The sequence below is a fragment of the Halomonas stenophila genome (genome assembly GCF_014192275.1).
GTDB classification, from domain to species: Bacteria; Pseudomonadota; Gammaproteobacteria; order Pseudomonadales; family Halomonadaceae; genus Halomonas; species Halomonas stenophila.
The window spans coordinates 102042-117040 of record NZ_JACHXR010000012.1 but is presented as its reverse complement, the minus strand read 5'-3'; the positions used below and the strand labels follow the sequence as shown (position 1 = coordinate 117040).

The window sequence follows — 14999 nt, the reverse complement described above, 5'->3', positions numbered from 1 at the left end:
ATCCGCTCGTGTTGATTGAGATCTTGGTCGTGATCAATCAACAGGATACGCCACCCTTCCTACCTCCTCCCGTACACCAGAAATCACCATAGCTCTCCCGGGCGGCCTCCTCATCGATAAAGCGCTCGAGTACCGGACTGCCCACTTCCAGTTCGACCAGACAGGGCGACAGCGCCCGGCACTCCGCCAGCGGCGTATCGAGGTAGAGCGGCTCATAAACCGGCGTGGGATGCGTCTCGTAGAGCCAGCGTTCCAGCGGCTCCATGGCAACACCGTCCAGCAGCACGAAGAGGCGCTCCCCCTTCCGATCACCGGGCACCGGTGGCCGAGTCACCGACCATGCGCTCATGCCTGGCCGCTTCCCTGCCCGTTGTTCGACGGTTTGCAGAGCTGTACCGTGGCCATCTCTTGTCTCAGGACGGCTTCCTGACGGGGCGCTTCGACCGCCTCATGCGTCTCCTCCGCCGCCTCCCCCGGCAACTTCGGCGCCTGGGCGCCCTGCCCGGTGCCGCTGCCGGGGCTGCCGCCGGAGTTGATCTTGACGCTGGGGCCGACGATGGTCACCCCACTGGGGTCGAGCTTCACGAAGCTGCCGCCGGCCTGGAGGGTGATCTCGGCGCCGGCCTCGACCACCACCTTCATGCCGGCCTTGTGGTGCACCTCGCTGCCGGCCTCGACGAGCTGGGCGCGGCCGATCTTCTCGTGGCGGGTCTGGCCCACGCTGAGGTGGTCGTCGCCGTCGACCCGGGTGCGCCGCTCGCCGTGCACGGTGAGGTGGTCGTCGCGGTCGAGCTCTTCGATGCGGTCGCGCTTGACCTTGAGGTGGCTGTCGCGGCGGATCTCCTCGGTGCGGTCGTTCTCGGTCAGCAGCTCCAGATCCTTCTGGGCGTGCAGCCAGATCTGTTCCTGGTCGTGCTGGTCCTCGAAGCGCAGCTCGTTGAAGCCCTCGCCCTGGTGGGTCTGGGTGCGGATCACGGTGCGCGTCTTGTGCTCCGGCAACGGATACGGCGGGGTGTTGACCGCATGGTAGGTGCGCCCGGTGATCAGCGGCTGGTCCGGGTCGCCCTCCAGGAAGGAGACGATCACCTCGTGGCCGATGCGCGGGATCGCCAGCATGCCGTAGCCGCCGCCGGCCCAGCCCTGGCTGACGCGCAGCCAGGCGCTGGCCGTCTCGTCCGGCGCCGCGTAGCGGTCCCAGGGGAACTGGCAGCGCACCCGGCCGTGCTCGTCGCAGTGGATCTCCTCGCCCTCGGGGCCGACCACGAAGGCCACCTGGGGACCGTCGACCCGCGGCTTGGGCCGGGGCGCCGGGCGCCAGGCGGTGTCGTCCGGGGTCAGCGTGAGGGTGTTGTGATAGCGGGTCATGCCGTCACGGTCCCCGACGGTTACGCCGACGGCATCCTCCTCCAGCGCCTGGGGCTGCTCGCCCTCGTGGACCACCCCGATGATCTGCCAGCCGCGATTGAAATCGCCGACATCATGATCGGCCAGGCTGAAGCGCGTGCCCGGCGACAGCTCGGGCAGGTCGCTCTCGCCGTCGAGGGTCAGGGCGTCGTGGCGCAGGTGCTCCAGGCGGTGGCGGGTGAAGGCCTGGCCCGAGGCGTCGGCCTTGTAGCGGCCCGGGTAGTCGTAGTGCTCGTAGTCTTCGCGCTGGCTGTGCTGCTCCAGCCGCTGGCCCTGGTGATCATGAAGCTGGCCATAGGCCGGCTGCTTGAAGCTGTAGTCCTTGAGCTGGGCGCGGGCCGGGCGCACCCGGGCGGTCTGGGTCAGCCGGCGCAGGTGGCGCTTGGGCGCGCTGCCGCCGGCGCGATGGTGATAGGTGCGCTCGCCGAGCCCGGCGAGCACCTGGGGATCGTCGGCGAACACCAGCCGGTGGGCGCCGAGGTCGGCGTCCTCGAATTCATGGAAATAGAACAGCCCCTCCTCGGCGGCCAGGCGCTCGACGAACTCGAGATCGGTCTCGCGGTACTGCACGCAGTACTCGCGTTCCTCGGGCTCGCGGGTCACCGCGAAGGCCACATCGGTCAGGCCACGCTCCTCGCACAGGGTGTTGAGGATGGTCAGCGGCGAGACGCGCTGGAAGATCCGCGAGTTCTGGCGCAGCGAGAGGCGCCATAGCGCCGGGCGGATGACCGCCTCGTAGTGGCTGCGGCGATGGCCGCGGTCGCCGCGGCCGAACTCGGCGACGATGCCGTGGACCCGGCGCTGGGCCACGCCATCCTGCCACACGGTGAGGCTCGCCGGGCGGTCGAGCAGCGCCTCCGGCGAGAGGTCCGGCGAGCGGCTGGCGAAGCGCACCCGCAGGTGGAAGGGCGAAGAGAGCGCCTCCTCATGAGTGAAGTCGATCACCGCCAGCTCGGCCTCACCGGCTCCCGCCAGGCTCAGGGTGAACTGCAGTCCGCTGCGGTCGGCCATGTCAGCTGCCCTCCCCGCTGGCACTGCCGATCACCACGCCGCCGCAGTCCACGGCATGGCCGGTGAGCGCCACCGGCTTGCCGTCGACCAGGATGCTGCCCGAGCCGCCGGCGATGGCGCGCGGGTGGGTGCCGTGGTCCGGCTTGTCGTGGGGCGCCAGGGGGTCGCCCTGGCGGGCCACGGGCTTGCCGTCGATCATCACCGTGGGGCTGCCGGCGGTCACCGGCGTGGGGGGAAAGCCCTCGTGGTCGGAGCCGAGATCGCAGCCTGTCCATCTGGCCACGCTACCGCCGGGGCAGACGGCAGCGCACCTTCCCTGGCGAGAATCGATGGGCACTGCGTCCTTGCCGTGCGATGTATCTTTTAGTGAAATCAGTGCCTCGGTTGAGGCTAGGACCACGCCTGCCCCATCAAGCCGAGAGCGTCGTTTCCTCGGCATAGACCTCGGCGAAGATGGCGGTAATGGGCCGGTTGGGCTGCTGGGCCTGACGCCGGCGAACCTCCGCCGAGAGGCGCACGAGCTCCTCGCTGGGCTTGGCCCACTGCTCCCTGGGAATCGGTTGCGACCATTCATCGAGGCTCGCCGGCAGAGTCTTGCGCCCAGCCTTCTGGATGGCGCTGATCTCCCATTCGGCGAGATGGTAGGGAATCGTCCACAGGACGAGAATGTGCCACAGGTACCACATGGAAACCTTGAACAGGCCTATCTCGCCGTCGCGATGGCGCCGATGCAGACGGCGGCGGGCGTTATGGAAGGTATGTACGCCCTCGTAGGGCGGGTCGCCGGGGCGATTTAGGCCGTTGGGGTCCTGAATCTCCTCGCGGGTATGTACCTCGTATTCCATGTAGGCGCGCACCGACTCCCACAGCCCCATCGCCAGCGGCAGGCCAGGCTGGGGCAGCTCAAGGAAGTGCTGCTGTCCTGTTTCGGGATCGATGAAGCCAAGCCCCAGGCCATACTGGCGCTGCACGCCGTACTGAGTGGCGCCCTGAGCCTGGGTCACCCAGGCCGCTACGTTTTCCCAGGGCACGATGATCGGCGGTTTACCGCCGCCCGGCGCAAACGCAACCTCGCGGCGCTGACGATGAAAACGGGTGGGAACATCATTGCGGAACTTGAAGTGGTATTGGGCCTTAATAAATAAGGCTAAGGCTAGGCTAAGCCCCCCCGCCCAAGCCCCCATCTCGAAAAAAAAAGGAAAGAAGACCTTAAGCTCACTTAAAAAAGGGTACGCTGGAGTCGAAGTCATTGACGCAGAAAACAACGGGAATATGACCGACATGATTAAGAAACTAGTAAAAGGCCCTCCCAAGGTAAACTGCCAAGTAAAAGGTGTAGGCAGGCTGCCCCCGAAGTCCAGATAGGCATCGTTGACTTCACCGATGGCCTGATTAAAGTCCACGGGTGCCGATCCCGTGGGTAGTGGAGCCGGTGAAAGGTAGCTGACTTTGCCACCTGGAAATGACTCGATATCTCCGGCCCGCTGGGGCTGAGTCATATCTGGACGTGGCGTCTGGGGCTTGTTGGCTGCCATGATAATACCTTGAATCAAGTAAAAAGAAGGGGATCAATACGCTGCCAAGTGGTCGGTTCACCACGAATGGTCACTTCCGATGGCGTATAGACGCCCTCGCCGCCGGCCAGGGAGACCCGGATATGGTAGTCAGTGGGTCGGTATTGGCCGTCGTTACTCAGGCTCTCAAGCCGAATCGCCACGACGATATCGTAAGAGCGCCAGTCTAATGAGCCTTCCGGCTCTGGCCTGGAAAAGGCGAACGTTAACGGCTGACCATCCTCTTGCTGAAGCTTACCATCGACTCGATCATTTACCGGAGACCAGAATTCCCGAGGCCCGGGCCCAGTATTCGAGCGCACCTGATAGCAAGCCAGAGACAGAATGCATGGCGGTGTACCCCCAAAGGGCGCGGTCATATCCTTCAATCCAATGGAAGAGAAGCTAAGGTCAAAGTCCACTGACTTTGGGCCTTCCAAACGATTCTTCCACCAACTATCGTATTCTTCGATGCTGACGTTAAGCTTGGGTGCTTGAGAGATTTCCTGTAGCCGTGACTGATACGTCTCAAGCGAGTCATCACGGGCTTGTTCAGCATCTTGAGTCCAAGGAGTAGAGAGCAGCCAATCATCATGGCGGCTGGTGCTGTAACGGTTATAGAGCCAGCTTCCTCCCAATTCGAGCGCAGTAAACAAAGCTCCGGCGAGGTTGAAGCGCCAGAACACGCTTCCCAGGCGGGCACCAGCGGCGGCCCATTCAACGCCTCGGAAGGCCACTGAAGCCCCAGCACGTAGAGTGTTTGCCAGCCCATAGGCATTGGCCCCCAGCATGCCTCCGGCACCTACCACACTGGCCATGGCAGCACTCTGGGCTTGCGGATTGCCGTTGCGTATTGCTTCCTGCCAATCACTCCGACGATTTTGAAAACTCGAGTAGGAAGCAACGGAACCAAAAACGTATGTCCAGAAACCGAGGAAAGCGTGGAGTTTACCCAAAGAGCTAGCCACGCTTTGGGCGCCTGAAGCATCCAAGGCATTTACAAGAGCTTTCGACCTGGCGACAAGAGCGGTATCCATGATTCCCTGAGCTGCAAGAAGTCCTGCAGAGCTTGTTGCCGCAATAACCTTACCCAAATCAAGAAGTGTCAGAGCTTGATCAGTACCTCGACGTGCTCGGTACTGACTAAACGTTTCAACTAATGTGGATAGCTGAGCAGCAAACACCAACAGCCCCACCCCATCCCCGACCAAGCTTGCCTTGGGTGCCGCCGCAACCCCTTGTCGAATGTTACGGATCAAGCCACCCACTTCGGCCTGCTGCGCCGCCGGCAACACCAGCGTCAGGCCGGCGCGCCCCGGGGCGGCACCGGCGACACGGACGCTATCCTCGGGAAGCTCCTCAATTGGGCTTAACGCTTGTGCGAGTTTCGGTTCGTGTACCGTCTGCAGCTCCTGGCGTATGCGCTTGAACTTCTCGAGTAGAGCCTTCGCTTCAGGGGAAGAATGCCCAGCGTTCGCCTTGACGATATTGCGACGCTTGCGAATCTCGTCGAGCTCTTCCCGCAGCGCCAGGACGCGCTGCATGGTGCGCCGGAAGTTATCCAGCTCCTCGCGCGAGGCCACGATGAATGTGGCCCCCGTCCTATTTGCGGAATCTAGAATCCGCGCGGGCAGCGCCTTGGGCAGGCGCCGGAACAGCTCATCCAAGTCGGGCACCGTGTCACGGTCGATGCTCTGGTAGAACTCGTCCATGACCTGGGCAATGCCCCGCGAGATCGCCGGCGCGAAAGGCTGATGAGCCCCTTCGGCGATGACTTGGGTTTCCTCGGATAGCTGATCCACCGCCGGCAGTCGTCCTGACTCGACCGAGTTGAGCTTATCCCACAGGTCCTTGGCCTTGAGCACGGTCCCGTAACCGGCATTGGTGATCGTCGAATACTGGCCAATGAAGTCACTCTGGTCGGCGAGCGACAGGGTATGAAACAGCGGCCGATCGTAGTACGGGGCCTCTTCCAGCCAGTTGGCGACACGTTCGGTCGCCTCGTCGCTGCGGCAGATATCCTTCAAGCATCCATACTGAGCCGAGAAACCTTCCTTGACCTGCTGCTCATCCTGCGCATCGAAGTACCAGGCGGCGGTGTGAAAGCGATTGCTACACAGCATGTCGGCGCGATCGTCGGACAGGGCGTCGAGGGTAGTATTCCAGCGCTGCAGCCGCGGACGCTGCTCGGCGAGAAATGCATCCATGCGTTCGCGATCGATCAGCTCATTGATGCCCCGCTCTCCAATCTGGCTGCCTTCCAGCAGCGCCTTGAGCCGCTCGTTATGCTGTCGTTTCATGGAAAGCAGAGCATCGCTATGCTGATCCACGAAGTCACGCCCCAGGCTGTCGCTGAGGCTATCCTCGACATAATAACGGCGCACCTCTTCCTGCAGGCGATAGGCAATGTCGCGGGCATTGGCGCGGTCCGCCTCGCTTCGCATCTCCTGCAGGCGCCCCTTAAGATCCTCGGGCAAGTCTGGGTCATAGGAATGGGGTAACTCACCCGTGTTGCTATCCCGATTAAGGAAATCGAGCAGGCTCTGTCGCACCTCGCCCTGGCGGGGTTCCTCCATCGCGGCGACGTCATCCCACATGGCCTGAACGTCTGGATCCTCCGAGACCTGGCGCAGGTCGTCCAGCGAGTTGTCCTTGAGCTGGGACAGCGATTCGATGTAGCAGGCCAGCAGGTAATCCCGCTCGGTGTTACCCTCACCTCCCGTGGCCCAGTCCTCCACCCAGCCCACGACTTCATCCTGGAACTGTGCGAGATCACGCATCACGCCGATATCGTCGCGCACGATCAGGCACAGGGCTTCGCAACGATCCTCGACGCCATGCTGCTTGAGCAGCTTGCCGAGCCGCGACTTGTGATAGTAAGGCTCGTTTTCCCACAGGTAAGGCTCTGCTTCTTGCTCGTAGCCTTCTTCGGGAACCTCGAGCTGGGCATCCTCAGCGAACTCGGCCACCCACTCTTCGGCCTGGGCCGTGGTGATCAGATGCTGGCCGCCACCGCTGACAGGGTCAGCGCCTGCGAGGTCGACTGCCTGCATAAAGGCATCCCGATCTTCTTCGCTCTCCGTCACCTGAGAACGCTTTGTGGCGGTCCACTGCACCTCGGAGAAACAGACGTAAAGTGTGCGGTCGGTCTCGTACTCGAGCTTACCGCCAGTAATGGTGTTGCCGAAATCGCGAAACTCGTACTCGTCGAGCTGGAGGCTCTCACCATCGAGGACATAGAGATAGCCGTTACGCAGCAGACGAATGCCCAGTGGCCGCGCCGTCAGCGTATAAGGGGTCGCCACTCCGGGCTCGAGTTCCTCGACCAGGCCGTAGCGCAAGGGCAGCAACTGCACCTCACCCGTCAGCAGCGGACAGGTAGCCCCTTCTTCGCTGCCACGGCTCGACATTTCATACGCCGCCAGTGCAGCGTCATTGCGATCATCGGCGGGTCGCTCGAACGCAGCCATGTGACATTCTCCCTATGTCGTAACGTCAATCCGTGATGATGCTGAAGCGGCCCCCAGGGCGGCTTCGAGGCGTGCCATAGCGCTACCCTGCCCCGGATCTTGCAACAGGTTCATCCACGCATCCCTGTTTTCAGCCTGCTGCCAGGAGGTAATCCCGAGGCGCTGCATCAGAGTACAGAACAGGGCCCACTCCCGAGGGGCGGTCAATCCCAGCTCTCGCGCCTCCTGCACGATGCCGGCCAGCTGCGCGTGGCGCTGTGCACGATGCGCTGCCGTCAACCAGCCGTCGTAGTGCTGATCGACGAAGGCCATCAGTTGACGGATGTCTCGTCGCCGGTCACATGCCTCCAGGTCTGCCAACTGCGACTCCGAGAGCCGATAATCCAATGCATCGACGGCTCGAACATGCTCGCTGCTATCCTTTGGCGTACTTTCCAGCCAGGCTTCTTTCAGAGCATCCGGCAATATCAACCGCTCGATGGGGCCCCAGGGCGCCCACTCTGGCGAGCTGCCATCCGAGAGTAGCGCCAATATGACCGCCGGGTCGGCTAGGCGCAGCAGCATGGGAAGGCCCGCAGGATGCCGCACCTGAATCAGTTCGCGCAGATGGTCCGCCACCTCGAGGAGTCCGGCCGAACTGGTGATCAGGAACCCCCACTCCTCCTCGGCCCCCTGGCTGATGAACTGCTTGAAGATCGGATCGCCAGGCCCCTTGAGCTGCACCAGCCATGGCGACACCTCAGCAACATCGGACCAAGGCGTGCCAGCGTATAGCAAGTCGGCCTCCAGATCGCCTTCTGACCACTCGTAGAGGCGCCGGGCTAGATCTTTCACGCGAACACCATCAAGCAGCAGGAACACGTTCCGGACCTCAGGCCAACCGAGATCAAGGCCCCAAGAAGATCCGTCCGCAGTCCACCCCTTACTCATGGCCGATCATCCATTGCTGCCGGATTCGCAGACTGGGCACAGCGCCTGCTGCTGCAACAGAGCAGCATGCTGCGGCGCCTTGATCGGCGTGAACTGCGGGGCGGGCTCGACCTCCCCCGGCAATATCGGCGCCTGGGCGCTCTGCCCGGTGCCCGAGCCGGGGCTGCCGCCGGAGTTGATCTTCACGCTCGGGCCGACGATGGTCACCCCGGAGGGGTCGAGCTTCACGAAGCTGCCGCCGGCCTTGAGGGTGATCTCGGCGCCGGCCTCGATCACCACCTTCATGCCGGCCTTGTGGTGCACCTCGCTGCCGGCCTCGACGAGCTGGGCGCGGCCGATCTTCTCGTGGCGGGTCTGGCCCACGCTGAGGTGGTCGTCGCCGTCGACCCGGGTGCGCCGCTCGCCGTGCACGGTGAGGTGGCCGTCGCGGTCGAGCTCGCCGATGCGGTCGCGCTTGACCTTGAGGTGGCTGTCGCGGCGGATCTCCTCGGTGCGGTCGTTCTCGGTCAGCAGTTCCAGGTCCTTCTGGGCGTGCAGCCAGATCTGTTCCTGGTCGTGCTGGTCCTCGAAGCGCAACTCGTTGAAGCCCTCGCCCTGGTGGGTCTGGGTGCGGATCACGGTACGCGTCTTGTGCTCCGGCAGCGAGTACGGCGGCGTATTCACGGCATGGTAGGTGCGCCCGGTGATCAGCGGCTGGTCCGGGTCGCCCTCCAGGAAGGAGACGATCACCTCGTGGCCGATGCGCGGGATCGCCATCATGCCGTAGCCGCCCCCGGCCCAGCCCTGGCTGACGCGCAGCCAGGCGCTGGCCGTCTCGTCCGGCGCCGCGTAGCGGTCCCAGGGGAACTGGCAGCGCACCCGGCCGTGCTCGTCGCAGTGGATCTCCTCGCCCTCGGGGCCGACCACGAAGGCCACCTGGGGGCCGTCGACTCGCGGCTTGGGCCGGGGCGCGGGCCGCCAGGCGGTGTCGTCCGGGGTCAGCGAGAGCCGATTGTGATAGCGCGTCATGCCGTCCGCCTGCACGGCATCCTCTTCCAGGGCCTGGGGCTGCTCGCCCTCGTGGACCACCCCGATGACCTGCCAGCCGCGATTGAAATCGCCGACATCATGATCGGCCAGGCTGAAGCGGGTGCCCGGGGCCAGCTCGGGCAGGTCGCTCTCGCCGTCGAGGGTCAGGGCGTCGTGGCGCAGGTGCTCCAGGCGGTGGCGGGTGAAGGCCTGGCCCGAGGCGTCGGCCTTGTAGCGACCCGGGTAGTCGTAGTGCTCGTAGTCCTCGCGCTGGCTGTGCTGCTCCAGTCGCTGGCCCTGGTGATCATGAAGCTGGCCATAGGCCGGCTGCTTGAAGCTGTAGTCCTTGAGCTGGGCGCGGGCCGGGCGCACCCGGGCGGTCTGGGTCAGCCGGCGCAGGTGGCGCTTGGGCGCGCTGCCGCCGGCGCGATGGTGATAGGTGCGTTCGCCGAGCCCGGTGAGCACCTGGGGGTCGTCGGCGAACACCAGCCGGTGGGCGCCGAGATCGGCATCCTCGAATTCATGGAAGTAGAAGAGCCCCTCTTCGGCGGCCAGCCGCTCGATGAATGCCAGGTCGGTCTCGCGGTACTGCACGCAGTACTCGCGTTCCTCAGGCTCGCGGGTCACCGCGAAGGCCACATCACGCAGGCCGCGCTCCTCGCACAGGGTGTTGAGGATCGTCAGCGGCGAGACGCGCTGGAAGATCCGCGAGTTCTGGCGCAGCGAGAGGCGCCACAGCGAGGGGCGGATGACCGCCTCGTAGTGGCTGCGGCGATGGCCGCGGTCGCCGCGGCCGAACTCGGCGACGATGCCGTGGACCCGGCGCTGGGCCACGCCGTCCTGCCACACGGTGAGGCTCGCCGGGCGGTCGAGCAGCGCCTCCGGCGAGAGATCCGGCGAGCGGCTGGCGAAGCGCACCCGCAGGTGGAAGGGCGAAGAGAGCGCCTCCTCCTGGGTGAAGTCGATCACCGCCAGCTCGGTCTCGCCCGGTGCCTGGGAAACGCCCGCCAGGCTCAGGGTGAACTGCAGTCCGCTGCGGTCGGCCATGTCAGCTGCCCTCCCCGCTGGCACTGCCGATCACCACGCCGCCGCAGTCCACGGCATGGCCGGTGAGCGCCACCGGCTTGCCGTCGACCAGGATGCTGCCCGAGCCGCCGGCGATGGCGCGCGGGTGGGTGCCGTGGTCCGGCTTGTCGTGGGGCGCCAGGGGGTCGCCCTGGCGGGCCACGGGCTTGCCGTCGATCATCACCGTGGGGCTGCCGGCGGTCACCGGCGTGGGGGGAAAGCCCTCGTGGTCGGTGCCGAGATCCCCCAGCAATACGAACTTGCGTCCCATGCGTCGTCCTCCTGCTGATGCGCGTCGCCGCTCAGGCGCCGCGCATGCGTTCGCGTTGATCGTTCCACTGCGCCGGGGCCTCGAAGCTGGCCACCCCGCCGGCGTCCACGTGCATGCGCCGGAAGCCCGCCGCCTCGAGGCTGGCCGGGACGGCCCCGGCCAGCGGCAGCCGGGTCTGCAGCGGGGTGCCCCGCAGCTCGCGGCGCGCAGCCAGCAGCAGGCGGGCGCCGTGGCCGCGGCCCTGCCATTCCGGGGCGATGAAGAAGAAGCGCAGCTGCCAGGCGGCCTCGTCGTCGCGCCGGCAGACCAGCAGCATGCCGAGCACCGGCCCGTCGCCATGGCGCAGCGCCAGCAGCCGGCCCTGCCAATGGGCGACCTGGCCCGCCTCGCGCTGCAGCCAGAGGCCCCGGTGGACCACGAACTCCAGCGAGCGGCGCAGGGTCTCCAGGCGGGCCTCGTCGCGCAGCACCCAGGGCGAGAGCCCCTCGGCCTCGGCGCGCCGGGCCGCCTCGAGCAGCAGGGGAATGTCGGCCTCGCCGGCCGCGGCCAGCGCCGGCACCGCGGCCTCCCGCGGTGCGACGACGGCGGGCTCGGCGCTCGGCACGGTCTGGCCCGCGCCCATCCAGCGTTTAAGCGTCGCCAGCATCGTCACGCTCTCCTTCGGCATACAGGGCGGTGGGCAGGCGGAAGCCCGCCACCAGGGACCGGGTGAAGGGGTTGCGCGGCCCCTCGGCGGTGAGGCGGTAGCGCATGCTGCCGCCGTCGATCTGGAAGCGGAGCTCCAGCTCGCGCTCTCCCGCCCCGGTCAGCTGGGCCTCGTCGAGCAGGCGGAACCAGGCCCAGGGGCCGTCCCGGCGCAGGCTGCGCGGCGAGCGATTGACCTCGCTCGGCACCAGGGTGATCCGGCTCTCGTTGCTGTCGCGCAGGCCGTTGGGCCAGATCATCGGCACCCGGCGGCTGACGCCGTGGGCATAGTCGATCAGCTGGCCGTCGACGCTGATCACCCCGCGCCGCTTGTCGGCGCTCAGGCTCAGCGGCTCGAGGCTGAAGGCCACGTCGAGCACGCCATCGCGGTTCAAGTAGGCCTCGCGGATGCGCTCGGCGCGTTGCATGGCCTCCATCACCCCACGCCGCAGCAGCGCGTCGCCTCCACGGGTGCGCAGGGCCTGAGGCGCGCCCTCGATGAAGGGCTTGAGGTTGCGCTGGTAGAAGGTATCGAGGATGCCGTCCGGGGCGAAGAAGGCCTCGAAGTCGGCCAGCGCCACCTCCCGGGAGGCCTGGGGGGCCAGCGGGTAGCGACCGGCCAGGCGCTGCTGGAAGGGCGCCACGACCTCGTCCATCCACTGGCGCTCGAGATGGCGCACCGCGCTGGCCATCAGCAGCTGCCAGCTCTGGTCGGCCAGGCTCTCGAGCATCCCGCCCACCGGCGCCGGGGTGTCCTCGGCGATGCGCTTGAGCCGCGCGATGGGGTCGCCGCCCTGCAGCGAGAGGCGGTCACGGGCCACCTCGAAGGCGCTCTGGCCGCGATCCCCGGCCTCGTCGACCCGGCGCAGGTAGTCGCGCAGCTCGGCGACCGCCGCCTTGATCTCGTCGAGGTTCGAGGGGTTGTCGCCGCGGGTCTCGGTCAGTTCGTGGAGCGGGGCGAAGTGGCGGGCGATCTCGCTGGCCAGGCGGTAGCGTGGCGAGCGCTGCAGCGCCTCCTGGGCGGCCGCGTCGTCCTCCGGCAGCTCCGGGTAGAGCTCTGTCTGCTCGGCGACTTCGCCGAGCAGGCGGTCGAGGGGCCGGCTCGCCCCGAGCAGGCCGTCGGCGACCAGCACCGCCTGGTGGATATCGGGCAGCGGCACCAGGCGGATGTCGGCCAGCGCCTCGCGCCAGGTGACGTGATAGTCGCTGGCGTAGCGCTCGCGAAGCGCCTCCTGCAGGCGACGCCGGTCGGCCGCGCTGAAGTCGACATCGTCGCGCTGGCCGAGCACCCAGGTGTCGATCAGCGCCAGCTCGGTGGCCTGCTCCAGCCGGTCGAGGAAGTAGCCCTCGAAGCCGTCCCGGGTGAGCAGCCCGGGGATGCGCACCCGCTCGGGGTCGTCGTCGCGGGCCATGAACACCAGGCTGAAGGCCGGGCCGACGCTCGCGCGCAGGTCGAGCCGGGCGCCGCTGCGCCGCACGCTGCCGGCCTTGAGGGTGGCATAGACCCGCTCGGCCATGGGCTGACGGGCGAGTTCCTGCTGGGCCGCCTCGATGCTGCCCTGCAGCGGTGCCATGGCCTCGCGGGCCGCGAGGTCGCCGTCCGCGGCATGGCCGGCGAGGTCGGTGTAGGCCAGGGAATAGTCGAGGTGGCCGAGCAGCCGGCGCTGGACATCACCCTGACCGGGAAAGGCCTCCTGCCAGCGGTCCGCCATGAAGGCATGCACCCGCTCGGGCTGGCGACCACTGGCGTCGGCCATCATGCGCAGGATGCGCAGCAGCGCCAGCTTGTCGTTGCTGCCGTCCGGCGCACGGTTCATGTCATCCATGATGCCGATCATCAGCACCGGCAGGAACTGCCGCTCGAGCAGCTGCAGGTAGGCGTTGTCGACCTCGACGCCCAGCTCGTGGCCCTGGTAGAGGCCCATGTCGGCCAGCAGCCAGGGCCGCGAGCGGTAATCGCCGAATTCCAGGGTGGCGTCCAGCAGGCGGTCCAGCGGCTCGAGCAGCCCATGGCCGGTGGGGTCGTCGCTGTGCCACTGGCCCGGCCGCACGGCGAGGAAGGCCTCGGCCTTGTCCTCCACCGCGACCAGGGCCTGGGCGTTCTTCTGGTAGAAGTGGTACCAGCCGCCGACCATGGCCGCGCCGACGAACAGGCAGGCCAGGCCAGCGACGCGCCGCACGCGCCGACGGTGGCGCGCCGCGCGGGCATTGTCGCCGGCTAGCCCCGACTCGGGATAGATGATCCGCTCGAACAGCTCCTCGGTGAAGTAGAGCGCCGAGCGCGCCGCCCGGTGCGCCGGCTGCACGCCGTCGGTCATGCCGTAGCGCCGCGCGGCGGCGTCGACGAAGGGATCCTCCGGCACGCCCTGCTGGTAGACCGAGGTGAAGTAGGCGCCGCGCACCAGCGCCGCGGTGGAGAAGCGATCGCTGGACAGCGCCTCGCCGAGGAAGCCCAGCAGCACGTCGCGCAGGCCGGCGAGCTGGCGCACGAAGCGGAACACCGCCTCGCGTTCCTCGCGGTCGCGGCACTCGGCGAGCAGACCGGGCAGGCTCTGGTTGAGCCGCTCGAGCATGCCGTCGTAGGCCTCGGCGAACTCGAGTTCCCAGCGGCCGGGCTTGTCGAGGGAGGCCGGCGAGAAGGTGAAGCCCAGCGGCGCCCGGCGAGCGGCCCGGGAATGGTGGCGGAAGAAGTCGTCGAAGCCGTGCAGCAGGTCCATCTTGCTGAAGGTCACGTAGACCGGCAGCCGGCTGCCATGGCGCTCCATCAGCTCGCGCAGCCGCGCCCGCAGCAGCGAGGCGTAGGCCTTGCGCACCGCCACCTGGGCGTCGCTGAGCCGGGCCAGGTCGAGCACCAGCACCACCCCGTCCAGCGGACGACGGTCACGATGCCGCCCCAGCCAGTCGACGAAGTGGTTCCACAGCCGGCTCTCGAGTTCCGCCGGTTCGCCGCCCTGCAGCGCGCCCTGGGTCAGCAGCTCGCCGTCGGGATCGATCAGCACCGCCTTGTCGCCGATCCACCAGTCGAAGCCCAGCCGGCCGCGCTTGCCCTGGCCGGAGGCCTTCATCACGTGGGTCAGGGCGAAGTTCTGCCCCGAGCGGTTGATCAGGCTGGTCTTGCCGGCGTTCTCCACGCCCATCACCAGGTACCAGGGCAGCTTGTAGCGGGCGTTGGCGCCGCCGCCGAGGCTCTCGGTGAGCTCCTCGAGGGTGGCCTCCAGGCTCTCCTCCTGGCGCTCGAGCTGGCCGAGCACCGGGTCGAGCTGGCGCTGCTCGTCGTGGCGGCGCTGCTCGTCGAGGGTGCGCAGGCGCCGCGCCAGGCGAATGCCCCACACCACCGCGACCACCCCGGCCAGCGCCAGGCTGGCCAGCAGGCGGTTGACCCAGGGCCCCAGCGGCCGAGCGCCGAAGGCCTGCCACTGCGGCCCCAGCCACCAGATCGCCACCAGCAGGGCCACCACCAGGGCGGCCCACAGCCATACGCCCAGGCGCTTCAGTCCCCTCGCCCGGTTGGCGTGTCCCCGTGCCTGGTTGAGCTGGCTCTCCGCCCGGGACATCCCGGGCATCCAGCGGGCCAGGCCGGCCTTCACTCGTCTCCACATGAGC

At 67.0% G+C, this 14999-nt stretch carries 10 protein-coding genes; all 10 read right to left on the bottom strand.

Translation table 11 applies throughout. From position 1 onward, the window contains the following. Window positions 1–37 precede the first annotated feature (37 nt). Window positions 38–349, bottom strand: a complete 312-nt coding sequence (locus tag FHR97_RS16735; protein WP_183384939.1) for a DUF4123 domain-containing protein — start codon at window positions 347–349, stop codon at window positions 38–40. Beyond that, window positions 346–2415 (bottom strand): type VI secretion system Vgr family protein, encoded by a 2070-nt coding sequence (locus tag FHR97_RS16730; protein WP_183384938.1) that lies wholly within the window; start codon window positions 2413–2415, stop codon window positions 346–348. Before FHR97_RS16730 ends, FHR97_RS16735 begins: the two co-directional genes overlap by 4 nt. Window position 2416: 1 nt before the next feature. Beyond that, entirely contained in the window at window positions 2417–2698 is a 282-nt protein-coding gene (locus FHR97_RS20635) for a type VI secretion system PAAR protein (protein WP_183384937.1), read from the bottom strand. Window positions 2699–2825: 127 nt separating this feature from the next. Continuing rightward, window positions 2826–3950 carry a hypothetical protein gene (locus tag FHR97_RS20400; RefSeq protein ID WP_246404103.1) on the bottom strand — a complete coding sequence of 375 codons (1125 nt, stop codon included), beginning with the start codon at window positions 3948–3950 and terminating at the stop codon, window positions 2826–2828. Between the two features lie 14 nt (window positions 3951–3964). Next, window positions 3965–7438: a toxin VasX gene (locus FHR97_RS16715; RefSeq protein WP_183384936.1), complete on the bottom strand. Its 3474-nt coding sequence runs from the start codon at window positions 7436–7438 to the stop codon at window positions 3965–3967. 12 nt (window positions 7439–7450) lie between these two features. Then, window positions 7451–8299 (bottom strand): DUF4123 domain-containing protein, encoded by an 849-nt coding sequence (locus FHR97_RS16710; protein WP_183384935.1) that lies wholly within the window; start codon window positions 8297–8299, stop codon window positions 7451–7453. Window positions 8300–8374: 75 nt separating this feature from the next. Then, complete coding sequence (locus FHR97_RS16705) at window positions 8375–10423, bottom strand: type VI secretion system Vgr family protein (protein WP_183384934.1); 2049 nt, start codon at window positions 10421–10423, stop codon at window positions 8375–8377. 1 nt (window position 10424) lies between these two features. Beyond that, entirely contained in the window at window positions 10425–10712 is a 288-nt protein-coding gene (locus tag FHR97_RS16700; protein ID WP_183384933.1) for a type VI secretion system PAAR protein, read from the bottom strand. Window positions 10713–10743: 31 nt separating this feature from the next. After that, window positions 10744–11358: a GNAT family N-acetyltransferase gene (locus FHR97_RS16695; protein ID WP_183384932.1), complete on the bottom strand. Its 615-nt coding sequence runs from the start codon at window positions 11356–11358 to the stop codon at window positions 10744–10746. Beyond that, complete coding sequence (tssM, locus tag FHR97_RS16690; RefSeq protein WP_183384931.1) at window positions 11342–14995, bottom strand: type VI secretion system membrane subunit TssM; 3654 nt, start codon at window positions 14993–14995, stop codon at window positions 11342–11344. The genes FHR97_RS16695 and tssM overlap by 17 nt, the downstream gene beginning before the upstream one ends. Window positions 14996–14999 lie beyond the last annotated feature (4 nt).